Below are 25374 nucleotides of genomic sequence, written 5' to 3' on the forward strand. Positions count from 1 at the left end.
CACGAGTGCCACCTGGGAGCGATAGGGTTACTCTGCCCGGGCCGGGTGGACTCGTACGGGTGGGGAGTGACATGGATCAGATAACAGTGCGCAGCAGGGCGAGGGTCCCTGCCATCACGTGCGGGAGCAGCGCGACCAGTTCGCGCCTCGACCGTCATCTCTCGGTGCTGGCCGGTCCCGCCGTCCCGCAGCGTGAGACGGCCGAGGCCACCTCGCTGATGCGCGAACTGACCTCGCGTGAGCCTGCGCACGACCGTACCGGCAGGGGTGCGCGGGTGAGCAAGGTCTCGCTGTTCGCGCCGCTGCGCCGGCTGCGTCGTTCGCTCTTCGGTGGGCGCTGAGCACCGGCGTCCCGTACGGCGCCCGCGACGCGGGCGCCCGGCAAGGGCCCGCGCTCAGGCGGCCACACCGTCCTGGCACAGTGCTGCGATCTCGTCGTCCGTCATCCCCACGGCACGCAGCAGCGCCTCGGTGTGCTCCCCGAGCGCGGGCACATTCCCCATTCGTGCCTCGTTCCCGCCCGGCAGCGTGATCGGTGGCAGCAGTGCTTTCAGCGGCCCGACCGGCGTCCCCACCTCCCGCCACCGCTCCCGGGCCGCCAGCTGCGGATGGGCCGCGACGTCCCACAGGTCCCTGAGGCGTGCGCACGCGATGCCGGCGGACTCCAGCCGGACCACGGCCTCGTCCGCCCCGAGCGGGGCCAGCGCCTTGCCGACCAGCGCGTCCGTGGCCTCCCTGTGGGCGACCCGCGCCGCGTTCGTCGCGTACGCAGGATCTGTCCCGAGCTCCGGCCGCTCGAGGACCTGCTCGGCCAGCCGCCGCCACTCCCGGTCGTTCTGCACGGACAGCAGCACCCGCCCGCCGTCCGCCGTGGGATAGGCGTCGTACGGGGCGATGACGGCGTGCGCCAGCCCCGTGCGCGCCGGGGGAGTGCCGCCGTGCATCGCATGGTGCAGTGGATGTCCCATCCACTCGGCGAGCGCCTCCAGCATGGAGATCTCCACCGGCCCGCCGCGCCCGGTCGTGCCCCGGCGGACGAGCGCCGCGAGGACCCCCGAGAACGCGTACATGGCGGCCGCGATGTCGGCCGCCGGGATGCCCGCCTTGACCGGCTGCTCCGGTGTGCCGGTGACCGACACCAGACCGGCCTCGCACTGGACGAGCATGTCGTACGCACGCTTGTCCGCGTACGGCCCCGACGCCCCGTAGCCCGAGATGTCCACGGCGACCAGCCGCGGGTGCGCCGCGCACAGGGTGGCCGCGTCCAGGCCGAGCCGGGCCGCGGCCCCGTGGGCGAGGTTCTGCACGAAGACGTCCGCGCCCGCGATCAGCCTCCGTACCGCGGCAAGGCCCCGCGGATCCTTCAGATCCAGGGCGATCGACTCCTTGCCGCGGTTGCACCACACGAAGTGCGAGGCGAGCCCCCGGGCGGCGGTGTCGTAGTCGCGGGCGAAGTCGCCGCCGTCGACCCGCTCGACCTTGATCACCCGGGCACCCAGATCGGCGAGCTGCCGGGTGGCGAAGGGAGCGGCCACGGCCTGTTCGACGGCGACGACGGTGATGCCCTCCAGGGGCAGCGGAAGTGGATCCATGCCGGGGATCATGTCCCGTGACCGCCGCCTTTGTCAGCAGGCGGTCAGCGCTCCTGACGTGTGTACCGGCGGACAGCCAGCGGCCAGAAGACCGCGGTCAGCACCGCGCACCAGGCAAGGGACCCGGCCACCGGGTGGGCCACCGGCCAGGCGCTTCCGTCCGGGACGGCCGCGACGTGGGCACCTGCCTGCCCACCGGAGAACAGCTCCCGCAGGGCGCTGGTCACCGCGCTGATCGGGTTCCACTCGGCGAGCGTGCGCAGCCAGCCCGGCAGGTTCCCGGTGGGGATGTAAGCGTTGGACAGCAGCGGCAGCACGAAGGTGACGCCGCCGAGCTGCCCGGCGGCCTCCTCGCTCCGGCTGAGCAGCCCCAGGTGGATCCCGATCCAGGTGCACGCGAACCGGAACAGCAGCAACAGGCCGACGGCACCCAGCGCCTGGGGCACGGACCCCTCGATCCGCCAGCCCACCGCGAGGCCGACCAGGAGCAACGGGACCGTCCCCGCGGCGGTGACCACGAGGTCGGCCACCGCCTGGCCGAGGGGTACGGCCGCCCGGCTGATCGGCAGCGTTCGGAAGCGGTCCATCACGCCGCGGTGCGAGTCCTGGGCGGCCTGGAACATGCCGGTCATGATGCCGCCCGCGGCCGTGGCCGCCAGCAGCCCCGGCACCAGGAAGCTGCGGTACTCCCGGCCGGGCATCGCGACCGCGCTGCCGAACACGTACCCGAAGAACAGCAGCATGGTGATCGGCATCGTCTGAGTGAGGATCGCGAGCCCCGGATTGTTGCGGATCCGCCGGAGCTGACGGCCGAGCAGCGCCGTGCCGTCGTACGCCCATGTCGTCATGCCGCGAGCTCCTCACTGTCCGCAGAGGCGCTGGTCAGGCGCAGGAAGACCTCGTCGAGGGTCGGCGGACGCAGGCTCGCGTCGAGCAAGGGCACGCCGGCCGCGTCCAGTTCGCGTACGAGGCGGGGAAGGGTGAGCGTGGGGTCGGTGGTGACCGCGCCGACGGCGTTCCGGTCGTGATCGAAGGTCGGTTCGGCGCCGGTGAGCCGGTCGAGCACGCCGGCCGCCTTCACCAGCGCGTCCGCCTGGGCGACGACGGCCTCCGCGTGCGAGCCGATGAGCGCCTTGAGGTGGGACGGCGATCCCGTGTGGGCGACCCGGCCCCGGTCGACGACGGCGATGTCGTCGGCGAGCCGGTCGGCCTCCTCCAGGTACTGCGTGGTCAGCAGCACCGTGGTGCCCTGCTGTTTGAGCGCGTGCACGGCCTCCCAGATCCGGTTGCGGCTCGCCGGGTCGAGCCCGGTGGTGGGCTCGTCCAGGAACAGCACCTCGGGTCGGCGGATCAGGCTCGCCGCGAGGTCCAGACGGCGCCGCATGCCGCCCGAGTAGGTGGACACGGGCCGGTCCGCGGCCTCGGCCAGACCGAAGCGGTCCAGAAGCTCACCCGCGCGTCCCGCCGGGTCCCGGACCCTGTGCAGCCGTGCGAACAGCCGCAGGTTCTGGCGCCCGGTCAGGTCGCCGTCGACCGATGCGTACTGCCCGGTGACACCGATCCCGCGGCGCACGGCCTCGGGCTCGCGCACCAGATCGTGGCCCGCGATCCGCGCCGAGCCGGCGTCCGGCCGCAGCAGCGTGGTGAGCAGCCGTACGGCCGTGGTCTTGCCCGCGCCGTTCGGCCCGAGCAGCCCGCAGACCGTGCCCCGAGCCACCGCCAGATCCAGTCCCCGGACGGCATGGACGGTCCCGAACCGCTTCTCCAGACCCTCACTAAGTACAGCGTACGTAGTAGTCATGACAGGACCATAGCGCACTACGTACGGTGTACGTAACTAGGATGGAGGCCGAGGTGATGAGCGATGGCGGGCCGAGCGGCCGAACCTGAAGTGATCTGGTCGCGTCCCGAGCGTTCGGGCCGGGGGCCGAGACCGGCCTACCGCCGAGCCGACATCGCGGCGGCCGCGGTCCGGATCGCCGACGCCGGGGGGCTGGACGCGGTCTCGATGCGGCATGTGGCGGCCGAGCTGGGCTGCGGCACCATGTCGCTGTACAACTACGTTCCCCGCAAGGAGGATCTGTACGAGCTGATGGTCGACGCCGTCAGCGGTGAACACGAGCTGTGGGAGCCCTCCGGTGACTGGCGTGCCGACATGCTCCGGGTCGCCCACCAGACCCGCGACCTCATGCGCCGCCACCCCTGGCTGCCGCGCCTGATGTCGGGGATCTACGGCTTCAGCCCGAACGCCCTGCGCTACGTCGAGCACTGCCTGGCCTGCCTAGACCCGCTGGAGGTGCCCGCCGGCACGAAGATGGAGCTCATCGCGATGCTCAACAGCGTGGTGACCATGTACGTCGCCAACGAACTGGCCACTGCCGAGCGTGCCCGGTCCCTGCCCTGGTCGGAGGAGCAGGAGAACGCGGCTCGGACGGCCTACCTCGGGAGCCGGATCGCCACGGGCGCCTACCCGCGAATCGCCGCCGCCTTCTCCGAGGCTCCGGGCCCGGTCGATCTGGAGGCGGCCTTCGAGCGCACGCTCGGTCGGATGCTGGAGGGGTTCGCGCCGAAGGGCTAGATCCAATGCCGTGTAGATAGGCGGCTGGGCTGGGTGTCAAGGTCCTGGTGCGGTCAGGATGTCGATGCTGATGGTGGCCTTGTAGCTGGTCCGGTCGATGGTGCCTTTGGCGTTGTACTTGGAGATCGCGCGTTTGACGACGCGGGGCCGGGTGCGGATGCGTCGGTCGGGCATGAGGTCGGCCAGGACGCGGCGGCCGATGGCCCCGACGAGGTCGACGACCGTGTCGGCGATGACGCCCGCGGCCTGGATGACCAGGTCGCGGGCGGTGTTCAGGGCGGTGGTGAAGCTGGCCCGGTCGGGGTCGATGCCGGGCCGGGCGGCGGTGGCGTCGGCCATGGCCAGGCGCAGGGCCTGGTAGGTGACCAGCAGGGCGTAGAGCTCTTGGGAGACACCGTCCGGGGTGCGGGCGCGCAGGACACGGCCGCCCAGGGTGGTGGACTTGATCTCCAGATACGCGGTCTCGATCTCCCAGCGCTGGTGGTACAGGGTGATCAGTTCGGCGGCGGGGTGGGTCCTGTGGTCGGTCAGTGTGGTGACGAGGCGGTAGAGGCCGGTGCTGCGTCCCGTGGCCGTGGTGATGGTGATCTCGCAGTCGATGACCCGCACGGGGACGGCGCCGATTGCCGAAAGGTAGGAGCCGTCACCGCAGCGGCCCAGGACGGGCAGCCGACGGCCGTTCTTCACACGGGTCAGCACGTGCGCGCCGGTCCTGGCCATGGCGGTCACCAGCGCTTGGGCGGCGAAGTTCCGGTCCAGCAGCACGATCATGCCCTTGCGCAGGCTGCGGAGCAGGCGCGGCGCGTACGTCGTCTCGCCGTCAGTGGTTGGTCCGAACACCGCGTCGATGACCGTGCGGGTGCCGCAGGACACCAGCACCAGGAGTCGCAACGCTGGATATCCCGCACCACCGTTGTTGCAGCGGTGTTTGGTGTATTCGGTCAGATTCGCCGGGCTGTCGGGCACCGCCATGGTGGTGCCGTCGATCGCGCAGACCAGCAGCCCGCGCCACCACACGCCGGTGGTGGCGATGCCGGCGGCCGGTCCACGCAGCAGGTCGAACAGCCATCGCAGCGGCTCGGCCCCCACCCGCCTGCGGGCCTGTGCCAGCGCACCACCGGTCGGGTCCGCGACCGTCAGCCCTTCCAGTCCCGCCGTCAACCGCTGCCACACCTGCCGCCAGCCCAGCCCGGGGAACAGACACCCTGCCAGCAGCAGATACACCACCACCCGGGACGGCAGGTCCCGCACCCGCTCCTGCACCCTGCCCGTCTGCGTCAACGCCTCGTCGACCATCTCGAACGGGATGATCCGGGTCAACTCGCCCAGATGGCCGGGCGCGAACGCCCCGGCGGCAACAACAACTTCACGAGAAATGACAGACTGGGTACCCAACGGAGCTCCCGCCGAACAGTGATCTTGGTCGACACGGTTCTAGCAGGAGCTCCGTCCCGTTTCAGGCCACTTGGCACACAGGCCCCACGCGCTATCTACACGGGATTGGGGCTAGATCAGCGCGAACTGACCCTCGGGGCCTTCCTCGTGGTGGTCGAGCACCGAGGCCGGGCGCCGTGCCGCCGCTGTCACCGGCAGTACCCCCGCAGTGCGCAGCTCGGCTGCCGTGAGGGCGGCGGTCACCTCCAACTCCGCCCACTGCGGACGCAGTTCCGCGAGGAGCGCCAGGACCGTGATCAGCTCCAGGAGCTCCGACGTCCAGGTCTGGGGCCACGTCGCCGGGCGGATCGCCTCCAGGGTGCCGGGTGCGGCCCCCGCGGTCCTCGCGGTGAACCACTGCTCCAGGACGCGGACTCCGCTCACCTCGAAGTCCCAGGCCTCCGGGGGCACCGGGGAGATACGGCCCTCGTCGAGATGGAGGGTCTCCTCGTCACGGTCGTAGTGGAGCGCGAGGGGGCGTGCGGGCAGCGGTGCCCGGACGTAGGGGCGGCGCCCGCCGGGGAGTTTGGGGCGTTCGCCGTCGCGCCGCATCAGCCAGAGCATGCGGTGGCCCAGTTCGACGCCGTGGGTCCAGAGCGCGGGGTCCTCGGTGAGCGGGACGGTCAGGCCGTCGGGCCCCGGGCGTACCGCCGCCACGCTCCAGGCGAGGACGTCGACGGGTGCGGGGGACAGGCCGAGCCGGGCGGTCAGGTGCCCCAGCAGGCCCGGCGCCAGATTGGGTTCGGCACCGCCGGGGCGGCGGTACAGCGGGCGGATGCGTCCGGCGCGCAGTACGGGAAGCAGCGACGAGGCCAGCAGCAGGGGGCCGGGGGAGTCGGGCGCCGGGGCCGTCTCCACCGTGAAGACCTGCTGCTCGTCCGCGACGCGCCACAACTCCGGTCGCGCCACGTCGATCAGCCGGTGGTCGGGGATCAGCCACTGCTCGTCGAACGGGGCGCACAGCACGCGTACCGGCTCCGGGCAGGGGCCCGAGGCGCGCACCAGCTTCTCCGTGCCGCCGGAGCGGCCCGGAAGCTGTCCGACCGCGGAGTACAGCGTGCGTGAGCGTGTCGGCTCGAACAGCGTCTCCCGGTCGGGCCCTTCGGCCTTCGTCAAGGTGTCCCAGCGTGCCTTGAGCGAGGCCGCGTCGGGTGCCGCCGGCCAGGCGCGGCCCGGCCGCAGGGGTGCGACGGACCACGGCATGAGGTCCGCGAGCAGCGGAGCGTCGTCGTGCGTCACGCTGGGCATCGTACGACGTGCTCAGGTGGCCTCGAGGGTGACCGTGAAGGAGAAGCGGTCGCCCCTGTAGTGGATCACCGCCACATCGAGCGGCCGTCCCCCGGCGTCGTACGTGACGCCCGTGTAGTGCAGGATCGGGCTGAGCAGCGGCACTTCGAGCAGCCGGGCCGTCTCCGGGTCGGCCAGCCGTGCCTCCACGGTGTCCGTGATGCGACTGATGTCCGCGCCGACCACGTCCCGCAGCACCTTGGTCATCGGCCACCGCACCAGGTCCGCGTGGTCGATGCGCTCGGCCAGTTCGGGGCGGACGTAGTTGCGGGCGTGGTTGGTCGGCTCACCGCTCTTCTCGTCGCTGCGCAGCCGGTGGTACGTCGCCACCTCGGCGAGATCCGGGAAGTGCTCGGCGAGTTCCGCGGGCACCGGCTTTCTGCCGTGGTCCAGCAGCTCGGTCGTCATACCGGACTGCTGGGCCACGATCGCGTCCACCGAGCCCAGCAGTCGCACCGGGGCACCCCGTTGCGCGCTCGGCTCGATGAACGTGCCGCGTCGGCGGTGGCGGGTGATCAGCCCCTCGACCTCCAGCTCCTTGAGCGCCTGGCGCATGGTCAGCACGCTCACCCCGTAGTGCCCCGCCAACTGCTCCTCGGTAGGCAGGCGCAGCGGATCCCGCGCCGAGCGGCCGAGTATCGAGGCGCGCAACGACTGCGACACCTGATACCAGAGCGGCAGCTTGCGGTTCAGGACGATTGAATCCGGGGCGAAGGAGGTCACGGGCTATCCGTACCGGTCGTCGGCGCTCAGTGCAACGGGCGGAAGTGGCGCTGGAGGCCCTGCCACACCCCGTCGTAGCCGCGCTGCAGGTGTTCGGCGTGTGCGGCGTGCGGCGTCAGGGTCAGCGGCCAGCGGGTCTCGAACATGAACGCCAGCCCGTCGTCGATCTTCTGGGGCGCCAGCTCGGCCGCACTTGCCCGGTCGAACGTCTCCCGGTCGGGGCCGTGCGCCGACATCATGTTGTGCAGCGAGCCACCACCCGGCACGAAGCCCTCCGCCTTGGCGTCGTAGGCACCTTCGACGAGGCCCATGTACTCGCTCATCACGTTCCGGTGGAAGTACGGCGGCCGGAAGGTGTCCTCGCCGACCAGCCAGCGCGGCGCGAAGACCACGAAGTCGACGCCCGCGAGTCCCGGGGTGTCGCTCGGCGAGGTGAGCACCGTGAAGATCGACGGATCCGGGTGGTCGTAGCTGATGGTGCCGATCACATTGAAGCGCCGAAGGTCATAGACGTACGGCACATGGTTCCCGTGCCAGGCGACGACGTCGAGCGGCGAGTGGTCGTACGTCGCCGTCCAGAGGTTGCCGCAGAACTTGTTCACCACCTCGACCAGGCCCTCGACGTCCTCGTACGCGGCGACCGGCGCCCGGAAGTCCCGGGCGTTCGCCAGGCCGTTGGCGCCGATCGGGCCGAGATCGGGGAGGCGGAAGGGGGCGCCGTAGTTCTCGCAGACGTAACCGCGTACGGCCGGGCTCTGCCCGCCGTCGGGCGTGGCGTCCAGCAGTTCCACGCGGAAGCGGACACCGCGCGGGACGAGTGCCACCTCCGCGGGTTCCACGCGGAGCATGCCGAACTCCGTGTGCAGCAGCAGGCCTCCACGCTCCGGGACGATCAGCAGCTCGCCGTCCGCATTGCTGAAGACACGGTCCATGGAGGCGTTGGCGTGGTACAGGTGCACGGCCATGCCGGTGCGCTGGGTGGCGTCGCCGTTGCCGCCCAGGGTCCACAGCCCCTGAAGGAAGTCGGTCCCGGCCGGGGGTTCGGGCAGCGGATTCCAGCGCAGCCGGTTGGGGTCGGGCACCGTCTCGGTGAAGGGGGCCGACCGGATCGCGCCGTTGTCGGTGCGGGTGAAGGTGGGGTGCGCGGCCGAGGGGCGGATGCGATACAGCCACGAGCGCCGGTTGTGGGCTCTCGGCTCGGTGAACGCGCTACCGCTCAGCTGCTCCGCGTACAGCCCCAGTGGCGCGCGCTGCGGCGAGTTGTGGCCCTCAGGCAGCGCACCCGGGAGCGCCTCCGAGCTGTGCTCGTTACCGAAACCGGAGAGATAGGTCAGTCCCTCCGCGATCTTCCTCGCGTCCCCGTTCATCACGGCTCCCTTGTCGCTGATTCCTATGTATCACCGTAGGATTCGGGTCCTTGCTACGCAAGAGGGAGTTGAGGTCGGCCCCCGGCCTTCCGGCCTCCAGGGCGGCCCTTCTCCTGGCCCGGACCGACGGCGCGGAAAGCCGGGAGAACCAGCCTTGAGGGGGATCCGGCCGTCCTGCGCGTGCAATACGCTCCCGGCCATGTCGTGGACGCGCGGAGTGCTCGCCGCGCTCGCGGTGGGTGCCCTGCTCGGCGGTTCGGCCGGCTGCGGCTCCGGCGACGCGCACGAGCGGAAGGGCGAGGTGGCGGCCTCGCCGGTGGGCAAGGTGCTGGACGGCACGGACGAGGAAGGGCGGCACTACCGTGAAGTCGACAAGAAGGACGCACCGCAGATCGCGCTCGAGGTGCAGCCGGACTCCGGTGACGACTGGGACGTGCGGCTGACCGTCCGCAACTTCCGCTTCTCGCCCGTCGATGCGCACCCGGTGGCGGTGGCCGGGCACGGCGTCGCGCGGCTCTACCTGGACGGCCACCCGCTCACCCGGCTGCGGTCTCCTGACTACCACCTCAGCGGCGCACTGGTCCCGCGCGGTACGCATCACGTCACGGCCCGCCTGTACGCGGACGACCAGACCGTGTGGGCGGTGCACGGAAAGCCCGTGGAGAGCACCGCGGACATCACGGCGTCGGAAGCCGTATCGGGTACGAGCCCGGACGGCAACGCGGGTACGAACCCGGACGGCAAGGCGGGAACGTGAGGAGCGGGAAGTCAGGATGGAGTGGCGGGCCCGAAGGACCCGAGGTGAGCGCCGCGGGAAGTCGATGAGTGCTCCGGCCATCGTTTTCCGTACTGACGGGCGAGGTTCACCGGCCCTCGGCGGAAAGGCATTATGAAGCCCGTGCCCCAAGCGAGATCGCTGCGCCGCGCGCCCGTCCAGCGCCGTAGCGCCGAACGACTGACCAGGATCCTCGACGCCTGTGCCGACCTTCTCGACGAGGTCGGCTACGACGACCTGAGCACCCGCGCCGTGGCCCTGCGCGCCGGCGTGCCCATCGGCTCCGTGTACCGCTTCTTCGGCAACAAGCGGGCGATGGCCGACGCCCTCGCGGAGCGCAACCTGGAGCGCTACACCGAGCGCGTCACCCGCCGCCTCGCGGCCTCGGGGGACGAGGGCGGCTGGCGCGGGGCGATGGACGCGGTGCTGGACGAGTACCTGGACATGAAGCGCACGGCGCCCGGCTTCTCCCTCGTCGACTTCGGCAACCAGATACCGGTCGGCGCCCGCTACAACGAGCCCAATCACCGTGTCGCCGACCGTCTGACGGACCTGCTGTCGGCCTACCTCGACCGCGAACCGGACGAGGACCTGCGCCGCACGTTCCTGATAGCCGTGGAGACCGCCGACACCTTGGTCCACCTGGCTTTCCGGATGTCCCCCGAGGGCGACGACAGAATCATCGAGGAGACGCGGGGACTGTTGCGGGCCTATCTGGAGAAGGCGCTCGACTAGCCCGCCCCTGCGTGCCGCGCACGAGCGGGACGTGTGCCCGCCGGCCCCTCCCCACCGTTCATACCGGTCGGTATGCTCGGCTCCGTTCGTGCGTCACCGCTGCCACCGTCCCTCCGGGAGGACCCGTGTCCCGAACCGCCCTGCGTATCTGTCCCCTGTGCGAGGCCACCTGCGGGCTGACGCTGACCATCGAGGGCACCCGTGTCACCGGCGCTCGCGGAGACCGGGACGATGTGTTCAGCAAGGGGTTCGTCTGTCCGAAGGGCGCCTCCTTCGGTGCCGCCGACTCCGATCCCGACCGGCTGCGCACCCCCCTCGTGCGCCGGGACGGCGAACTGCGCGAGGCCACCTGGGACGAGGCGTTCGACGCCGTCGCCGCCGGACTGCGGCCCGTCGTGGAGCAGTACGGGCCGCACGCCGTCGGCGTCGTGCTCGGCAACCCCAACGTGCACACCATGGCCGGCGCGCTGTACCCGACGGTCCTGCTCGCCGGTCTGCGCACCCACAGCCTCTTCACGGCCTCCACGCTGGACCAGATGCCCAAGCACGTCTCCAGCGGGCTCCTCTACGGGGACGCGAACGCCATTCCCGTACCCGACCTCGACCGTACGGACCATCTGCTGCTGATCGGCGCCAACCCCCTGGAGTCGAACGGGAGTCTGTGCACCGCCGCGGACTTCCCCGGCAAGCTCAAGGCCCTCAAGAGCCGCGGCGGCACCCTGACCGTGATCGACCCGCGCCGCACCCGCACCGCCCGGCTCGCCGACCGGCACGTCGCCGTCCGCCCCGGCACCGACGCCCTGCTCCTTGCGGCGATGGCCAACGTCCTCTTCGAGGAGGACCTGATGGACCTGGGCGACCTCGCGCCGTATGTCACCGGCCTCGACGAAGTGGCCGCCGCCGTCGCGGACTTCACGCCCGAAGCCGCCGCCGGGGCGTGCGACGTCGAGGCGGACACCATCCGCGCCCTCGCCCGCGAGCTCGCGGCCGCGCCCACCGCCGCGGTCTACGGCCGCATCGGCAGCTGCACCGTCCCGCACGGCACCCTCGCCAGCTGGCTTGTCGACGTGCTCAACATTCTCACCGGCAACCTCGACCGGCCCGGCGGCGCTCTCTTCCCGCTGTCGGCGACCGACAGGACGCCCCGGCCCGCCGGGCCGGGCCGCGGCTTCGCGCTCGGGCGCTGGCACTCGAGGGTGAGCCGGCACCCCGAGGCCAAGGGCGAGTTGCCCATCTCCGCGCTCGCCGAGGAGATCGACACCGCCACCGACGAGGGCAGCCCCGTCCGCGCCGTCATCGCCGTCGCCGCCAATCCCGTGCTCTCCGCCCCGGACGGCGACCGGCTCGACAAGGCGCTCGGCTCGCTCGACTTCATGGTCAGCGTCGACCCGTACCTCAACGAGACCTCGCGCCACGCGCATGTCGTCCTGCCGCCGCCCCCGCCGTCCCAGGCGCCGCACTTCGACTTCGCCTTCAACACCCTCGCCGTGCGCAACCAGGTCCGCTACACCCGTGCCGCCTTGCCTCTGGAGGCGGGCCGTATGGCGGAGACCGAGATCCTCGCGCGGCTCGTCCTGGCCGCCACCGGCATGCACGGCGCCGATCCGGCCGCCGTGGACACCCTGGTCATCGAGCAGACTCTCGGCAAGGCGGTGACCGAGCCTCACTCGCCCGTCCACGGCCGCGACCCGCGCGAACTGGCCGGGCAGCTCACCGGTGAGAGCGGCCCCGAGCGGCGGCTGGACATGATGCTGCGCCTCGGCCCGTACGGCGACGGCTTCGGCGCCCGGCCCGACGGACTCAGCCTGCGCACACTGCTCGCCCGTCCGCACGGGATCGACCTCGGACCGCTCGAACCCCGGCTGCCGCAGCCGCTGAAGACCCCGAGCGGCACGGTGGAACTGCTGCCGGAGCCCATCGCGGCCGACCTGCCCCGCCTGCGGCAGGCCCTGAGCGAACGCGCCGGCTCACTCGTGCTGGTCGGCCGGCGCCATCTGCGGTCCAACAACAGCTGGCTGCACAACGTGCCCGCCCTCACCGGCGGTTCCAACCGCTGCACCCTGCACATCCACCCGGAGGACGCCGAGCGGCTCGGGCTCGCGGACGGCGCACAGGTACGGGTCAAGGGCGCAGGAGGAGCGGTGACCGCGCCCGTCGAGGTCACCGACGGCATCCGGCGCGGAGTCGTCAGCCTTCCGCACGGCTGGGGCCACGACCGGCCCGGAACCCGGATGAGCCACGCCGCGCTGGACCCCGGTGTCAACGTCAACCAGCTTCTCGACGGCAGCCTGCTCGACCCGCTGTCGGGCAACGCGGTGCTCAACGGCGTCCCCGTCGAACTCGCGCCGCTCCCCGCACCACGCTGACCCGGAACGTGCGCCCATGCCCGCCGTGGGGCGCGGGCGCGCCGACCGTCGGCCGCCGCCCGGGTGGGGGACCGACCGGCCGCGAGCGGGGCCCGCGCCGAGCGTCCCGGAGCCCCCTGGCGCAGCAAAACTAACAGCGCTAGTTTGGGCCGCGGACGACGGAGCCCGGCCAGGGAGGAAGACGATGAAGGCACATGACGGCATGTACATCGACGGCGACTGGCGCCCTGCCGTCGGAACCGACGCCATCGCGGTCGTCAACCCGGTCGACGAGCAGGTCGTCGGGCACGTACCCGCAGGCACCGCCGAGGACGTCGACGCCGCCGTACGCGCCGCCCGGGCCGCCCTCCCCGCCTGGGCCGCCACCGCGCCCGCCGACCGCGCCGCCCGGCTCGCGGCCCTGCGGGACGTCCTCGGGACCCGTAAGGACGAGATCGCCGAGACCGTCACGGCCGAGCTCGGCTCACCGCTGCCGTTCTCGCAGAGCGTCCATGTGGGCCTGCCCATCGCGGTCGCCGGCTCCTTCGCCGAGATCGCCGCGACGCACTCCTTCGAGGAGGAGGTCGGCAACTCCACCGTCCATCACGAGCCGGTCGGGGTCGTGGGTGCGATCACGCCCTGGAACTACCCGCTCCACCAGATCGTCGCCAAGGTTGCCCCGGCCCTGGCGGCGGGCTGCACGGTCGTCCTCAAGCCGGCCGAGGACACCCCGCTGACCGCCCAGCTGTTCGCGGAGGCGGTGCACGAGGCGGGCGTACCGGCCGGGGTGTTCAACCTCGTCACCGGCCTCGGCCCGGTGACCGGCCAGGCGCTCGCCGCGCACGAGGGCGTCGACCTGGTCTCCTTCACCGGATCCACGGCCGTGGGCCGGCAGATCGGCGCGACGGCGGGAGCGGCCGTCAAGAAGGTCGCCCTCGAGCTGGGCGGCAAGTCCGCGAACGTCATCCTGCCGAGCGCGGACCTCGCCAGGGCCGTCAACGTCGGCGTCGCCAACGTCATGTCCAACTCCGGGCAGACGTGCAGCGCGTGGACGCGGATGCTGGTCCACCGGGAGCAGTACGAGGAGGCGGTGGAACTCGCCGCCGCGGCCGCGGCCAAGTACGGCGACCGCATCGGCCCGCTCGTGAACGCCAAACAGCAGGCACGGGTACGGGGTTACATCGACAAGGGCGTGGCCGAGGGCGCGCGTCTGGTCGCGGGCGGCACCGGGTCCCCGCACGAACGCGGCTACTTCGTACCGCCCACCGTCTTCGCCGATGTCAGCCCGGACATGGTGATCGCGCAGGAGGAGATCTTCGGCCCGGTGCTCTCGATCCTGCGCTACGAGGACGAGGAGGACGCCCTGCGCATCGCCAACGGCACGGTCTACGGACTGGCCGGAGCCGTCTGGGCGGGCGACGACGCGGAGGCCGCCGCCTTCGCCCGCGGGCTGGAGACCGGACAGGTCGACATCAACGGCGGACGCTTCAACCCCCTTGCTCCCTTCGGCGGTTACAAGCAGTCCGGGGTGGGCCGCGAGCTGGGCGCGCACGGGCTCGCCGAGTACCTCCAGACCAAGTCCCTCCAGTTCCAGGAGCGCTGAGCCAGATGGTCCGAGCCGCTGTCCTGCCCGCCGTCGGTGCCCCGCTGGAGGTCACCGAGATCGAGCTTCCGGAGCCCGGTCCCGGCCGGGTCCGCGTCCGGCTGGCCGCCGCCGGGGTCTGCCATTCCGATCTGTCCTTGTCCAACGGCACCATGCGGGTGCCGGTGCCCGCCGTGCTCGGCCACGAGGGCGCGGGGACGGTGGTCTCCGTGGGCGAGGACGTCACCCATGTCGCGCCGGGCGACGACGTCGTCCTCAACTGGGCACCGTCCTGCGGTGCCTGCCCCGCCTGCGCCCTGGGGGAGGTGTGGCTGTGCGCGAACGCGCTGACCGGCTCGGGCGACGTCCACGCCCGCCGCCGGGACGACGGCACGGACCTGCATCCCGGTCTGAACGTGGCCGCGTTCGCCCAGGAGACGGTGGTGGCGGCGTCCTGTGTGCTGCCGCTGCCCGGCGGGGTGCCGCTGATCGACGCGGCCCTGCTGGGCTGCGCCGTGCTCACGGGATACGGCGCCGTGCACCACGCGGCGAAGGTTCGTCCGGGGGAGACCGTGGCGGTCTTCGGCGCCGGCGGAGTGGGCCTCGCGACCCTCCAGTCGGCACGGATCGCGGGCGCGGCACGGATCATCGCGGTGGACGTCTCCCCCGAGAAGGAGCACCTGGCACGGCAGGCGGGCGCGACCGACTTCCTGTTCGCCTCCGACACGACGCCCCGCGAGATCCGCGGTCTGACGGACAAGCAGGGCGTCGACGTGGCCGTGGAATGCGTGGGCCGCGCGGTCAGCATTCGCGCGGCCTGGGACTCCACGCGCCGCGGCGGCCGTACGACGGTCGTCGGCATCGGGGGCAAGGACCAGCAGGTCACCTTCAACGCCCTGGAGATCTTCCACTGGGGCCGCACGCTGTCGGGCTGCATCTACGGCAACTCGAACCCGGCCGAGGACCTGCCGGTCCTGGCGGAACACGTACGGGCCGGACGCCTGGACCTGGGCGCGCTGGTGACGGAACGGATCGGCCTGGAGGACATCCCGGGCGCCTTCGAGAACATGGTGGGCGGCCGGGGAGGACGGGCACTGGTGGTGTTCTGATCCGTGCGTGATTGGCGGGGCGCAGGGTGGTCTTTTGACTGGTGTGTGCCTGGCGGGGTCGGCCGGGTGGTGTTCTGACCCGGTCTGTACTTGGCGGGGTCCGCCGGGTGGTGTTCTGCCCGGTGTGTCCTTGGCGGGCGCCGGGTGGTGTTCTGTCGGTGTGTCTCTGGCGGGGCCCGCCGGCGTAGGAGACCGTCCGGGTGTCGAGGCGAAGCCGTCGGCGATCGGCGGTCCCGGGCGGCGGACCCCCGGGCGGTCAGTCCAGCGTGGGCTCACGCCGGGGCGCGGACGGCACGACGGGCCCGCCCGGGGGCGAGACGCGCGGACGCGACCGCGAGACCGCCACGCCGGCCAGGCACAGCACGCCACCCCCGAGCGTCAGCAGTCCCGGCACCTCGCCGAGGAACAGCCAGGACATCAGAACGACCAGCGCGGGCACGGCGTACGTCGTCGCGCCCATACGGCTCGCCGTCGTACGGGCCAGGGCGTACGCCCAGGTCGTGAAGGCGAGCGCGGTCGGAAAGACGCCCAGGTAGACCATGTTGAGGGTCGCGGAGAGCGGGGCGCCGGCCGCGTCGTGGACCAGTTGCCCGGCGAACGGCAGACAAGCCACCGCTCCGACCAGGCACCCGAACGTCGTCACCTGCAGCGGGCTCGCCGCGCCCAGCGCCGGCTTCTGCGAGACGACACCGGCGGCGTACGCGATCGCCGCGAGCACACACAGCACCACCCCGAGCACCGAGGAACCGCTCTCCCCCGACATGGAAAGGCCCACGGTCACCGCACCCGCGAAGGACACCGCCATCCCCGCCAGCAGCCGCGGCGGCATGACGTCGCCGAGCAGCCGCGCACTCAGCAGCGCGATCAGGATCGGGCCGATGTTGACGACCAGCGCCGCGGTGCCGGCGTCCACCTGCCGCTCGCCCCAGTTGAGGGCGACCATGTAGAACCCGAACCACAGCAGGCCGGATATCGCGATGCCACGCCAGGCGGCACGCGGCGGCAGCCCCTCCCGCCGTACGGCGCACATGATCCCGAGCGTGAGCGCCCCGGCGAGCAGCCGCCCGAGTGCCAGGGCACCCGGTGCGTAGACGGCACCCGCGCTGCGGATCGAGACGAAGGCGGAGGCCCAGAGCACGACGCTGACCGTGGCAGCTCCGGCGGCCAGACGGGCGGGGGAGATGTTCATCATGCTCCAGAGGCTAGGAGGGCAGGGACGCCATTACTCGCGGATTTTGGACGGCACGTCGGCGCTCAGCTCAGCGCCGCGGCCTCGATCCCCAGCAGTTCCGAAAGCGCCCGCTCACCCGTCTCCGTCACCTTCACGGCCCGCTCCGACCCGATGCGCACGCACCAGCCGGCGGCCAGGGCGTGCCGGCACAGGGCCGCGCCCGCGACACCCGCGAGATGGGGGCGGCGCTCGGTCCAGTCGAGACAGGCACGGGCCAGCGGCCGGCGGCCCCGGCGGTCGAGGACGATCCCGGCGGCATCGAACCACCGCAGCCCCGCGTCCGTGAGCGCGAACCCCGTGTCCTGGCGGAGCAGCCCGCGCTCGGTCAGTGCGTCGGTGACGGCGATGCCCAGCCGCCCGGCGAGATGGTCGTAGCAGGTACGGCCCCTGGCCATCGCGGAACCGGCGCTCGCCTCACCCAGCGTGCGGGTACGCCGGGCCCCGGAGTCCGGCGAGACCTGGGCCGTCAGGTCCTCGACCAGCTGGGCGATCCGGGCATCGGCGAGCCGGACGTACCGGTGCCGGCCCTGCCGCTCCTCGGCGAGCAGTCCGCCCGCGACGAGCTTGCCCAGATGCTCGCTGAGTGTGGACGGCGCGACACCTGTGTGCCGTGCCAGTTCACCGGCGGTCCACGCCCGTCCGTCGAGCAGCGCGAGCAGGCAGCCGGCCCGCGTCTCGTCGGCGATCAGCCCGGCGAGTCGGGCCAGACCCGCCGCCCCCGCTTCCTTCCGGCTCGTCATGACTCCAGCATGGGGTACGGACACTTCGGCGCCCGCCGAAGGATGCCGGGCCGTCCTACGCGGGGCGTCCCACCTGCTCGTACTGCCGCTCCAGCCCGTCCAGCAGCGCCGTGAGCCCGGTCTCGAAGGCCCGGTCGTCGATCTTCTCCTGCTTTTCGGCGAGAAGGTGGGCCTGGCCGAGGTGGGGGTAGTCGGCCGGGTCGTACGCCGACTCGTCGTCGACGAAGCCGCCCGCGAACGAGCCGAGCGCGGAGCCCATGACGAAGTAGCGCATGACCGCGCCGATGGACGTGGCCTGCGGGGGCGGCCAGCCCGCGTCGACCATCGCACCGTAGACGGCGTCGGCGAGGCGCAGCGCGGCCGGGCGGCGGCCCGGCCCGCCGGCCAGCACCGGCACGATGTTGGGGTGGTCGCGCAGCGCCTCCCGGTAGGAGACGGCCCAGTCGTGCAGCGCGGTCCGCCAGTCCCGGCCGTCCTCGAACATCGACAGGTCGACCTGGGCGCTCACCGAGTCGGCCACCGCCTCGAGGATCTGGTCCTTGGTGCGGAAGTGGTTGTAGAGGGAGGGCCCGCTGACCCCGAGTTCGGCGGCGAGCCGGCGCGTGGAGACGGCGGGGAGGCCCTCCGCGTCCACCAGGGCCCGTGCCGCGTCGACGATGCGGTCGGTGCTGAGGAGGGGCTTGTGCGGTCGGGCCATGGCGCTCATAGTAGGGCTGCGGACATAAACTAGCAGTGCTAATTTAAATGTGCGGATTTCAAAGACCTTCCCGACTTCCCTGGGGTGACGCGTCGTGAACCTGGAGCTCAGCGAGGAGCAGGTCGCCGTCCGGCGGCTGGCCGAGGACTTCGTGGACCGTGAGATCACCCCGCACGTCGTCGACTGGGACCGGGTCGAGGAGGTCGACCGGTCGATCGTCAAGAAGCTGGGCGAGGTCGGGTTCCTCGGGCTGACCATCGACGAGGAGTACGGCGGTTCGGGCGGCGACCACCTCGCCTACTGCCTGGTGACCGAGGAGCTGGGCCGCGGCGACTCGTCCGTGCGCGGGATCGTGTCCGTCTCGCTAGGGCTCGTCGCCAAGACCATTGCCGCCTGGGGGAGCGAGGAGCAGAAGCGGCGCTGGCTGCCGGGGCTCACCTCCGGCGAGTACGTCGGCTGCTTCGGGCTCACCGAGCCGGGCACCGGTTCCGACGCGGGCAACCTCACCACCCGGGCCGTCCGCGACGGCGACGACTACGTGATCAACGGCACCAAGATGTTCATCACGAACGGCACCTGGGCCGATGTCGTGCTCCTGTTCGCCCGCTCCACGGACGCCCCGGGCCACAAGGGCGTCTCCGCCTTCCTGGTGCCCACGGACGCTCCGGGCTTCAGCCGCCGCACCATCCACGGCAAGCTCGGCCTGCGCGGCCAGGCCACCGCCGAGCTGGTCCTCGAGGACGTCCGCGTGCCGGCCTCGGCGATGCTGGGTGCCGAGGGCAAGGGCTTCTCCGTCGCCATGTCGGCCCTCGCGAAGGGGCGCATGTCGGTCGCGGCGGGCTGTGTCGGCATAGCCAGGGCCGCCCTGGAGGCGGCGGTCCGGTACTCCACCGAGCGAGAGCAGTTCGGCAGGACCATCGCCCATCACCAGCTCGTCCAGGAGCTGATCAGCGACATCGCCGTCGATGTGGACGCGGCGCGGCTGCTGACCTGGCGGGTCGCCGATCTGATCGACCGCGGCCGGCCGTTCGCCGTCGAGTCCTCCAAGGCCAAGCTCTTCGCCTCCGAGGCGGCGGTACGCGCCGCGAACAACGCGCTCCAGGTCTTCGGGGGCTACGGCTACATCGACGAGTACCCGGCGGGCAAACTCCTGCGCGACGCCCGTGTGATGACCCTCTACGAAGGCACGAGCCAGATCCAGAAGCTGGTCATCGGGCGGGCGCTGACGGGCGTTTCGGCGTTCTGAGTACCTGTCTGAGTATCCCGCCGGATGTGGCACCGGCCACATCCGGCCACCCTGGTCCGCATGAGTGACATACCGGTCAAGCCACTGAGCACAGCCGCCTTCTACGGCCAGGCGGTGGCATCGTTCGCCGTCGCCATGGTCGCCACCGCCATCGGGATCTACCAGCTGCACGCCGACGCCTGGGTCCGGGCCTTCCTCGGTGTGGCGGTGCTCTATCTCGTGACCTCCGCCTTCACCCTGGCCAAGGTGATCCGTGACCGGCAGGAGACGGCCCACAGGGTGTACAGCCCCTTCGAGAAACTCTGAGGGATGTTTCCCACGCCGTGAGCGGGCACGCTAAGCGCCCGCTCACCTTCGGCGGTATGGTGTTCGTCCTGCCAGTGGAAGGGGCGAGCGATGACTACGGCGGAGGAGACGGCCGGCGGCGAGATGGAGCCGTGGGTCGAGGTGACCCCCGACGCGGCCCGGCGGCTGCTGGTCGCCGCGGTCGAGGCCTTCGCCGAGCGGGGCTATCACGCCACCACGACGCGCGACATCGCGGGGCGCGCCGGCATGAGCCCGGCCGCGCTCTACATCCACTACAAGACCAAGGAAGAGCTGCTGCACCGCATCAGCCGGATCGGTCACGAGAAGGCGCTCGAGATCCTGCGTACGGCGGCCCGGCGTGAAGGCAGCGCCGCGGAGCGGCTCGCCGACGCCGTGAGCTCCTTCGTGCGCTGGCACGCCGGGCGGCGCACCACCGCGCGGGTCGTGCAGTACGAACTGGACGCCCTCGGACCGGACGCCCGGGCCGAGATCGTCGCCCTGCGCCGGCAGTGCGACGCCGAGGTGCGGGGCATCATCGAGGACGGGGTGGCGGCCGGCGAGTTCGACGTGCTGGACGTGTGGGCCACCACCCTCGCCGTGCTTTCCCTGTGCATCGACGTGGCCCGCTGGTTCAACATCGACGGCCCCCGCACCCCCGACGAGGTCGGCGCGCTCTACGCCGACCTCGTCCTGCGGATGGTGGGTGCGGAGAAGCAGCCCCTAGGGGCTCAGAAGTAGTAGCGCACGACCGACTCGGCCACGCACACGGGCTTGTCGCCGCCCTCGCACTCCACGGTGAAGGCGACGGCCGTCTGGACCCCGCCCTGCACGTCCTCCACTCCGCTGATCGTCGCGGTCGCGCGCAGGCGTGAGCCGACGGGGACCGGCGCGGGGAAACGGACCTTGTTGGTCCCGTAGTTGACGCCCATCTTCACGCCCTCGACCATGATCAGCTGCGGTCCGAAGAGCGGGAGCAGCGACAGCGTGAGGTAGCCGTGCGCGATGGTGGTCCCGAAGGGGCCGGCGGCCGCCTTCTCCGGGTCCACATGGATCCACTGGTGGTCGCCCGTGGCGTCCGCGAACAGGTCGATCCGCTTCTGGTCGATCTCCACCCAGTCGGTGTATCCCAGTTGCTCGCCCACCGCCGCCTTCAGGTCGTCGGCGGACGTGAAGGTCCTCGGCTCTGCCATGTTCCCGGCCTTTCGCGTCACTAAGTCACCCTTGCCTAAGCAACTGCTTAGCATGGTCCCGTCCGGGTTCCCTGTCAACGGACTGGTCGTGTGACGCGGTGGGTAGGCTCTGCGGGGTGCCCCAGATCCCCGAGACCATCCACGAGCTCACCGTAGGCCAGTTGTCCGCGCGCAGCGGCGCCGCCGTCTCCGCCCTGCACTTCTACGAGTCCAAGGGTCTGATCAGCAGCCGCCGCACAGCGGGCAACCAGCGCCGCTACCAGCGCGACACACTGCGCCGGGTCGCCTTCGTACGTGCCGCCCAGCGCGTCGGCATCCCGCTGGCCACCATCCGTGAGGCGCTCGCCGAACTGCCCGAGGAGCGGACTCCGACCCGTGCGGACTGGGCCCGGCTCTCCGAGGCCTGGCGTGCCGAACTGGACGAGCGCATCCGCCAGCTGAGCCGGCTCCGTGACCATCTCACGGACTGCATCGGCTGCGGCTGCCTGTCGCTGGAGACGTGTGTGCTGTCCAATCCGGACGACATCATCGGCGAACGGCAGTCGGGGTCGCGGCTGATGGTGGAACGGGGATCCAGGCGGGCGCCACGCACGCCGGAGCAGAGGGAAGCGGCCGACAACTGCTGCTGAACGACCCCGTCCTCCCACGGGCGGGCAGCGCCGGGACGCCTGTACTGAACCAGGCCCTCCGGACCCGGACCAGGTCACCGACGGTGCCGGACTCCACTGACAACGGGGGGTGCGGCAGCACCGGCGCACCCCCGCGCTCCGAGGGCTGTGCTCACGCCGACACCAGCAGGCGCACGCGCCTGGTCGCCGTCAGCGTCTCGGGTGTCAGAACGGGAGCCGGAACGACGATGCCGCAGTCCGTGCAGACCGGGCCCGACGAGGGCTCGTGGGCCAGGCCATACATCCAGACGAGGCGCTCGCCGGTGCACACCGGGCAGACCGAGCCCGGCCCGTGCTCCAGTGCGGAGATGATCCGGCGCAGCACCTCGGCCAGCGGCTCATGGGGGTGGACCTTCGGGTCGTCGCACCAGGCGACCCCGAAGCCGCCCCAGGTCAGCCGGTGCCAGTCGTCCACACTGCCCGGCCTGCGCAGTCCGTCGTGCTTCTCCCGCCTGCGGCGCTCGGTGAACCCGGCCTCGTAGGCGAGCCAGACGGAACGGGCCTCCTCCAGCTCCTCCAGTGCGGCCACGAGCCGCACTGGGTCGGGGGAGCGGTCCTCGGGACCGAACCCGGCCCGGGAGCACAGATGGTCCCAGGTCGCCCGATGCCCGTACGGGGCGAACTTCTCAAGGCACTTGCGCAGCGAGTAGCGGCGTAGCGCCAGATCACACCGCTGGTCGCGCACCTGTCTCGCCAGACTCCGGAAACCGGCCATCGCCCTGCACCTCCGTCACACCTGCAGCTGTACTTCGGTCACTTCGGCGACGTCCGCACGGACGCCGCCGAATAGACGTATCGACAAGCGATTCGGCTCCATCCGTTTTCCGATGACCTCCATCAGCCACGGTTCTCGGTTGTCCCTCATGCCGTCGGTCGCCGTCGAGAGCTCCACTTGACCCTTGTCATTCCGAAAAGTTGACGCATGTTCATATTCACTCCCGGGGATACCGGCGGTAACGTCCGCCCACCAACGTCGGGAGGAGCTGCCATGCCACGGCGCACCCCACGCACCACCCTCGACAGACTGAGAACTCCTCGCAGGCTTCCCAAGTTCCTCAAGACCGCGTCGATATGCGTGCTCATCGCCGGTCTGTTGTCGCCGGTCGCCGCGGGTACGGCCGAAGCGGCCGCCTCCAACGACTACTGCGGCGGTCAGTGTTCGGACATCCTTCCACCGGGCGAGAACGGCAATGCCACCCTCGCCCAGATCCTCCTCAACCAGGCCTTCGGCACCCAGCCGAGCCACGCCGAGGACCAGCTCGGCCCGTACGCCAACCTGGCCACGGGCTACTCCACGCTCACCGACGCGAAGATCAACAACTTTTTCAACGACGCGTCGTTCGGCGTCCCGTCCGATCAGGTCGCCTCCTCCGAGAAACCCGCGGGCCGCAGCGACGTGACGATCGTCCGCGACAAGAAGTCCGGTGTGCCGCACATCACCGGCACCACTCGCTACGGCACCGAGTTCGGCGCCGGATACGCGGCGGCCGAGGACCGGTTGTGGCTGATGGACGTCTTCCGCCATGTCGGACGCGGCCAGCTGACCTCCTTCGCCGGCGGCGCGGCCGCCAACCAGGGCCTTGAGCAGGAGTTCTGGCGCAATGCCCCGTACACCGAGGCCGATCTCCAGGCCCAGATCGACCGCGCGGTGGCCGGCGCCGGCGACCGCGGCAAGCAGGCCCTCGACGACGTCAACGCCTACCTCGCCGGAGTCAACGCCTACATCGACGCCTCCGACAGCGGGCGCTACTTCCCCGGCGAGTACGTCCTGACCGGCCACAAGGACGCCATCACCAACGCCGGCACCATCGAGCACTTCAAGGTCACCGACATGGTCGCGCTGGCCTCCGTCATCGGCGCGCTGTTCGGCTCCGGCGGCGGCGGCGAGGTCAACAACGCCATCTCGCTGCTCGCCGCCCAGTCCAAGTACGGCGTGGAGCAGGGCACCGCGGTCTGGGAGTCCTTCCGCGAGCGCAATGACCCCGAGGCCGTCCTCACCGTCCACAACGGCGAGAGCTTCCCGTACGCCTCGAAGCCCGACAGCCCGCAGGGCGCGGCACTGCCCGACGCCGGTTCGGTCACCCAGGAGCCGCTCGTCTACGACCGCACCGGCAGCGCGGCCGGCGCGAGCGCCGCCCGTGCCTCCAAGACCGCCGCCACCACCGCTCTGACCTCCGCGAAGCGGGGCATGTCCAACGCCCTCGTGGTGAGTGGCAAGTACACGGCGAGCGGTCACCCGGTCGCCGTCTTCGGACCGCAGACCGGCTACTTCGCGCCCCAGCTGCTCATGCTCCAGGAGATCCAGGGCCCGGGCATCAGCGCACGCGGTGCCTCGTTCGCGGGCCTGGGCATGTACGTCGAACTGGGCCGCGGGCAGGACTACTCGTGGAGTGCCACGACCTCCGGCCAGGACATCATCGACACCTACGCGGTCGAGCTGTGCCAGGACGACTACCACTACCTGTACCACGGCACCTGCACCGCCATGGACAAGATCGAGCAGAAGAACGCCTGGTCCCCGACCGTCGCCGACGGAACCGCGGCCGGGTCCTACACGATGCGGGTCTGGCGGACGAAGTACGGTCCCGTCGAGTACCGCGCCACCGTCGGCGGCAAGAAGGTCGCCTACACCACCCTGCGCTCGTCCTTCCAGCACGAGGCCGACTCGATCATCGGGTTCCAGATGCTGAACGACCCCGGCTACGTCAAGGGCCCGCAGGACTTCCAGAGTGCCGTGCAGCACATCAACTACACGTTCAACTGGTTCTACGCCGACTCCCAGCACACCGCGTACTACAACAGCGGCGACAACCCGGTGCGCGCGAGCGGTGTCGACGCCGAGTTCCCGGTGTGGGCCCAGACCGCGTACGAGTGGCGGAACTGGGACCCGGCGACGAACACGGCGGACTACACACCGCCGTCCCAGCACCCCAACTCCATCGACCAGGACTACTACATCTCCTGGAACAACAAGCAGGCCAAGGACTACACGGCCGCTCCCTGGGGCGAGGGCCCGGTCCACCGCGGCAATCTGCTGGAGGACCGGGTGAAGAAGCTGGTGGCGGCCGGCGGGGTGACCCGCGCCTCGCTGACTAAGGCGATGGCGGACGCGGCGCTCGCCGATCTGCGGGCCGAGGACGTGCTGCCGAAGCTGCTGGCGGTCGTCAACAGCTCGACCGTCACGGACCCGGCGGCCGCGGCGGCGGTGAGCAAGCTGTCCGCGTGGGTGTCGGCGGGCGCACGGCGCACGGAGACCTCGGCGGGCTCGAAGACGTACGCCGACGCCGATGCCATCCGCATCCTGGACGCCTGGTGGCCGTTGCTGGTGAAGGCCGAGTTCGAGCCGGGGCTCGGCAGCGACCTGTACGCGGCCATCACCGCCAACCTGCCGGTCGACGAGTCCCCCTCGGCGGCGCACGGCCCGACCGGGTCGCACGCCGGCAGCTCCTTCCAGTACGGCTGGTGGAGTTATGTCGACAAGGACATCCGGGCGGTGCTGGGCCGGCCGGTGCAGGGCCCGCTGGCGCAGAAGTACTGCGGCGGCGGCAGCCTCAGCGCCTGCCGTGACGCCCTGATCAGCACCCTCAAGCAGGCCGCCGGCATGACCGCCTCCCAGGTGTACCCGGGCGACGACCAGTGCTCGGCGGGCGACCAGTGGTGCGCCGACTCGATCACTCAGCGCGCCCTCGGCGGTATCAAGCACGGCAGGATCAGCTGGCAGAACCGGCCGACGTTCCAGCAGGTGGTGGAGTACACGTCGCACCGGTAG

Annotated in this window: 24 protein-coding genes; 12 read left to right on the top strand and 12 right to left on the bottom strand. The window is 71.3% G+C overall.

Annotated features, from left to right (window positions below):
* Positions 1-71 precede the first annotated feature (71 nt).
* Entirely contained in the window at positions 72-341 is a 270-nt protein-coding gene (locus ACQEXA_RS42215; RefSeq protein ID WP_432926009.1) for a hypothetical protein, read from the top strand.
* Positions 342-395: 54 nt separating this feature from the next.
* Here ACQEXA_RS42215 and ACQEXA_RS42220 read toward each other — a convergent pair whose 3' ends face one another.
* Genes ACQEXA_RS42220 through ACQEXA_RS42230 form a run of 3 tightly spaced genes read right to left on the bottom strand, consistent with a single transcriptional unit; the run spans position 396 to position 3393 of the window.
* Positions 396-1604, bottom strand: a complete 1209-nt coding sequence (locus ACQEXA_RS42220; protein WP_432926007.1) for a CaiB/BaiF CoA transferase family protein — start codon at positions 1602-1604, stop codon at positions 396-398.
* A 32-nt stretch (positions 1605-1636) separates the two neighbouring features.
* Positions 1637-2440 carry an ABC transporter permease gene (locus tag ACQEXA_RS42225; protein ID WP_432926005.1) on the bottom strand — a complete coding sequence of 268 codons (804 nt, stop codon included), beginning with the start codon at positions 2438-2440 and terminating at the stop codon, positions 1637-1639.
* Entirely contained in the window at positions 2437-3393 is a 957-nt protein-coding gene (locus ACQEXA_RS42230; protein WP_432939023.1) for an ATP-binding cassette domain-containing protein, read from the bottom strand. Before ACQEXA_RS42230 ends, ACQEXA_RS42225 begins: the two co-directional genes overlap by 4 nt.
* A gap of 63 nt (positions 3394-3456) precedes the next feature.
* Between ACQEXA_RS42230 and ACQEXA_RS42235 the strand changes: the two genes are divergently transcribed.
* Positions 3457-4170 carry a TetR/AcrR family transcriptional regulator C-terminal domain-containing protein gene (locus ACQEXA_RS42235; RefSeq protein WP_432926003.1) on the top strand — a complete coding sequence of 238 codons (714 nt, stop codon included), beginning with the start codon at positions 3457-3459 and terminating at the stop codon, positions 4168-4170.
* Between the two features lie 36 nt (positions 4171-4206).
* Here the strand turns inward: ACQEXA_RS42235 and ACQEXA_RS42240 are convergent, their stop codons facing one another.
* The 4 genes from ACQEXA_RS42240 to hmgA form a co-directional block, all read right to left on the bottom strand.
* Positions 4207-5565 carry an IS4 family transposase gene (locus tag ACQEXA_RS42240; RefSeq protein ID WP_432922857.1) on the bottom strand — a complete coding sequence of 453 codons (1359 nt, stop codon included), beginning with the start codon at positions 5563-5565 and terminating at the stop codon, positions 4207-4209.
* Between the two features lie 111 nt (positions 5566-5676).
* Complete coding sequence (locus tag ACQEXA_RS42245) at positions 5677-6852, bottom strand: type ISP restriction/modification enzyme (protein WP_432926001.1); 1176 nt, start codon at positions 6850-6852, stop codon at positions 5677-5679.
* Between the two features lie 12 nt (positions 6853-6864).
* On the bottom strand, positions 6865-7614 hold the full coding sequence (locus tag ACQEXA_RS42250; RefSeq protein ID WP_432925999.1) for a GntR family transcriptional regulator: 750 nt from the start codon (positions 7612-7614) through the stop codon (positions 6865-6867).
* Between the two features lie 26 nt (positions 7615-7640).
* Complete coding sequence (hmgA, locus tag ACQEXA_RS42255) at positions 7641-8981, bottom strand: homogentisate 1,2-dioxygenase (protein ID WP_433132691.1); 1341 nt, start codon at positions 8979-8981, stop codon at positions 7641-7643.
* 199 nt (positions 8982-9180) lie between these two features.
* Between hmgA and ACQEXA_RS42260 the strand changes: the two genes are divergently transcribed.
* The 5 genes from ACQEXA_RS42260 (at position 9181) to ACQEXA_RS42280 (ending at position 15527) form a co-directional block, all read left to right on the top strand.
* On the top strand, positions 9181-9738 hold the full coding sequence (locus ACQEXA_RS42260; protein ID WP_432925996.1) for a hypothetical protein: 558 nt from the start codon (positions 9181-9183) through the stop codon (positions 9736-9738).
* 132 nt (positions 9739-9870) lie between these two features.
* Positions 9871-10491, top strand: coding sequence for a TetR family transcriptional regulator (locus tag ACQEXA_RS42265; protein ID WP_432925994.1), 621 nt, complete (start codon positions 9871-9873; stop codon positions 10489-10491).
* Between the two features lie 125 nt (positions 10492-10616).
* Positions 10617-12857: a molybdopterin oxidoreductase family protein gene (locus ACQEXA_RS42270; RefSeq protein ID WP_432925992.1), complete on the top strand. Its 2241-nt coding sequence runs from the start codon at positions 10617-10619 to the stop codon at positions 12855-12857.
* Positions 12858-13041: 184 nt separating this feature from the next.
* Positions 13042-14439 carry an aldehyde dehydrogenase family protein gene (locus ACQEXA_RS42275; protein ID WP_433132693.1) on the top strand — a complete coding sequence of 466 codons (1398 nt, stop codon included), beginning with the start codon at positions 13042-13044 and terminating at the stop codon, positions 14437-14439.
* 5 nt (positions 14440-14444) lie between these two features.
* Entirely contained in the window at positions 14445-15527 is a 1083-nt protein-coding gene (locus tag ACQEXA_RS42280) for a Zn-dependent alcohol dehydrogenase (RefSeq protein ID WP_432925989.1), read from the top strand.
* A gap of 256 nt (positions 15528-15783) precedes the next feature.
* Here ACQEXA_RS42280 and ACQEXA_RS42285 read toward each other — a convergent pair whose 3' ends face one another.
* The 3 genes from ACQEXA_RS42285 to ACQEXA_RS42295 all read right to left on the bottom strand — a co-directional run bounded on the left by ACQEXA_RS42285 (position 15784) and on the right by ACQEXA_RS42295 (position 18195).
* Positions 15784-16719 carry a DMT family transporter gene (locus ACQEXA_RS42285; RefSeq protein WP_433132695.1) on the bottom strand — a complete coding sequence of 312 codons (936 nt, stop codon included), beginning with the start codon at positions 16717-16719 and terminating at the stop codon, positions 15784-15786.
* Positions 16720-16781: 62 nt separating this feature from the next.
* Positions 16782-17498: an ArsR/SmtB family transcription factor gene (locus ACQEXA_RS42290; protein ID WP_432925985.1), complete on the bottom strand. Its 717-nt coding sequence runs from the start codon at positions 17496-17498 to the stop codon at positions 16782-16784.
* Positions 17499-17553: 55 nt separating this feature from the next.
* Positions 17554-18195 (bottom strand): TetR/AcrR family transcriptional regulator, encoded by a 642-nt coding sequence (locus ACQEXA_RS42295; RefSeq protein ID WP_359391717.1) that lies wholly within the window; start codon positions 18193-18195, stop codon positions 17554-17556.
* 94 nt (positions 18196-18289) lie between these two features.
* Here ACQEXA_RS42295 and ACQEXA_RS42300 point away from each other — a divergent pair, with 94 nt between their 5' ends.
* From ACQEXA_RS42300 to ACQEXA_RS42310, 3 genes are all read left to right on the top strand, one after another.
* The gene (locus ACQEXA_RS42300; protein WP_432925983.1) at positions 18290-19441 is read left to right on the top strand and encodes an acyl-CoA dehydrogenase family protein; all 1152 of its coding nucleotides are present in this window, start codon (positions 18290-18292) and stop codon (positions 19439-19441) included.
* 60 nt (positions 19442-19501) lie between these two features.
* Positions 19502-19747, top strand: coding sequence for a YiaA/YiaB family inner membrane protein (locus tag ACQEXA_RS42305; RefSeq protein WP_359391719.1), 246 nt, complete (start codon positions 19502-19504; stop codon positions 19745-19747).
* Positions 19748-19837: 90 nt separating this feature from the next.
* On the top strand, positions 19838-20485 hold the full coding sequence (locus ACQEXA_RS42310) for a TetR/AcrR family transcriptional regulator (protein WP_432925981.1): 648 nt from the start codon (positions 19838-19840) through the stop codon (positions 20483-20485).
* On the opposite strand, the gene ACQEXA_RS42315 is transcribed toward ACQEXA_RS42310, so the two are convergent.
* Positions 20476-20937, bottom strand: a complete 462-nt coding sequence (locus ACQEXA_RS42315) for a MaoC family dehydratase (RefSeq protein WP_432925979.1) — start codon at positions 20935-20937, stop codon at positions 20476-20478. The two genes, ACQEXA_RS42310 and ACQEXA_RS42315, sit on opposite strands and share 10 nt — an antisense overlap.
* A 116-nt stretch (positions 20938-21053) precedes the next feature.
* Between ACQEXA_RS42315 and soxR the strand changes: the two genes are divergently transcribed.
* Positions 21054-21566: a redox-sensitive transcriptional activator SoxR gene (soxR, locus tag ACQEXA_RS42320; protein ID WP_359391722.1), complete on the top strand. Its 513-nt coding sequence runs from the start codon at positions 21054-21056 to the stop codon at positions 21564-21566.
* Positions 21567-21717: 151 nt separating this feature from the next.
* Here soxR and ACQEXA_RS42325 read toward each other — a convergent pair whose 3' ends face one another.
* The gene (locus ACQEXA_RS42325) at positions 21718-22320 is read right to left on the bottom strand and encodes a hypothetical protein (protein ID WP_432925977.1); all 603 of its coding nucleotides are present in this window, start codon (positions 22318-22320) and stop codon (positions 21718-21720) included.
* 273 nt (positions 22321-22593) lie between these two features.
* Here ACQEXA_RS42325 and ACQEXA_RS42330 point away from each other — a divergent pair, with 273 nt between their 5' ends.
* A complete protein-coding gene (locus tag ACQEXA_RS42330) occupies positions 22594-25374 on the top strand; it encodes a penicillin acylase family protein (protein ID WP_432925976.1) in 2781 nt (926 codons plus the stop codon).

The organism is Streptomyces sp. CA-106110 (assembly GCF_050936285.1).
Classification (GTDB): Bacteria; Actinomycetota; Actinomycetes; order Streptomycetales; family Streptomycetaceae; genus Streptomyces.

Excerpts from the sequence above, each read along its gene's own strand:
- ACQEXA_RS42315 (WP_432925979.1), bottom strand. The coding sequence starts at position 20,937 with ATGGCAGAGCCGAGGACCTTCACGTCCGCCGACGACCTGAAGGCGGCG.
- ACQEXA_RS42245 (WP_432926001.1), bottom strand. The coding sequence starts at position 6,852 with ATGCCCAGCGTGACGCACGACGACGCTCCGCTGCTCGCGGACCTCATG.
- hmgA (WP_433132691.1), bottom strand. The coding sequence starts at position 8,981 with ATGAACGGGGACGCGAGGAAGATCGCGGAGGGACTGACCTATCTCTCC.
- ACQEXA_RS42235 (WP_432926003.1), top strand. The coding sequence starts at position 3,457 with ATGGCGGGCCGAGCGGCCGAACCTGAAGTGATCTGGTCGCGTCCCGAG.
- ACQEXA_RS42325 (WP_432925977.1), bottom strand. The coding sequence starts at position 22,320 with ATGGCCGGTTTCCGGAGTCTGGCGAGACAGGTGCGCGACCAGCGGTGT.
- ACQEXA_RS42215 (WP_432926009.1), top strand. The coding sequence starts at position 72 with ATGGATCAGATAACAGTGCGCAGCAGGGCGAGGGTCCCTGCCATCACG.
- ACQEXA_RS42285 (WP_433132695.1), bottom strand. The coding sequence starts at position 16,719 with ATGATGAACATCTCCCCCGCCCGTCTGGCCGCCGGAGCTGCCACGGTC.
- ACQEXA_RS42230 (WP_432939023.1), bottom strand. The coding sequence starts at position 3,393 with ATGACTACTACGTACGCTGTACTTAGTGAGGGTCTGGAGAAGCGGTTC.
- ACQEXA_RS42275 (WP_433132693.1), top strand. The coding sequence starts at position 13,042 with ATGAAGGCACATGACGGCATGTACATCGACGGCGACTGGCGCCCTGCC.
- ACQEXA_RS42220 (WP_432926007.1), bottom strand. The coding sequence starts at position 1,604 with ATGATCCCCGGCATGGATCCACTTCCGCTGCCCCTGGAGGGCATCACC.
- ACQEXA_RS42265 (WP_432925994.1), top strand. The coding sequence starts at position 9,871 with ATGAAGCCCGTGCCCCAAGCGAGATCGCTGCGCCGCGCGCCCGTCCAG.
- ACQEXA_RS42260 (WP_432925996.1), top strand. The coding sequence starts at position 9,181 with ATGTCGTGGACGCGCGGAGTGCTCGCCGCGCTCGCGGTGGGTGCCCTG.
- ACQEXA_RS42280 (WP_432925989.1), top strand. The coding sequence starts at position 14,445 with ATGGTCCGAGCCGCTGTCCTGCCCGCCGTCGGTGCCCCGCTGGAGGTC.
- ACQEXA_RS42225 (WP_432926005.1), bottom strand. The coding sequence starts at position 2,440 with ATGACGACATGGGCGTACGACGGCACGGCGCTGCTCGGCCGTCAGCTC.
- ACQEXA_RS42330 (WP_432925976.1), top strand. The coding sequence starts at position 22,594 with ATGCCACGGCGCACCCCACGCACCACCCTCGACAGACTGAGAACTCCT.
- ACQEXA_RS42295 (WP_359391717.1), bottom strand. The coding sequence starts at position 18,195 with ATGGCCCGACCGCACAAGCCCCTCCTCAGCACCGACCGCATCGTCGAC.
- ACQEXA_RS42290 (WP_432925985.1), bottom strand. The coding sequence starts at position 17,498 with ATGACGAGCCGGAAGGAAGCGGGGGCGGCGGGTCTGGCCCGACTCGCC.
- ACQEXA_RS42305 (WP_359391719.1), top strand. The coding sequence starts at position 19,502 with ATGAGTGACATACCGGTCAAGCCACTGAGCACAGCCGCCTTCTACGGC.
- ACQEXA_RS42310 (WP_432925981.1), top strand. The coding sequence starts at position 19,838 with ATGACTACGGCGGAGGAGACGGCCGGCGGCGAGATGGAGCCGTGGGTC.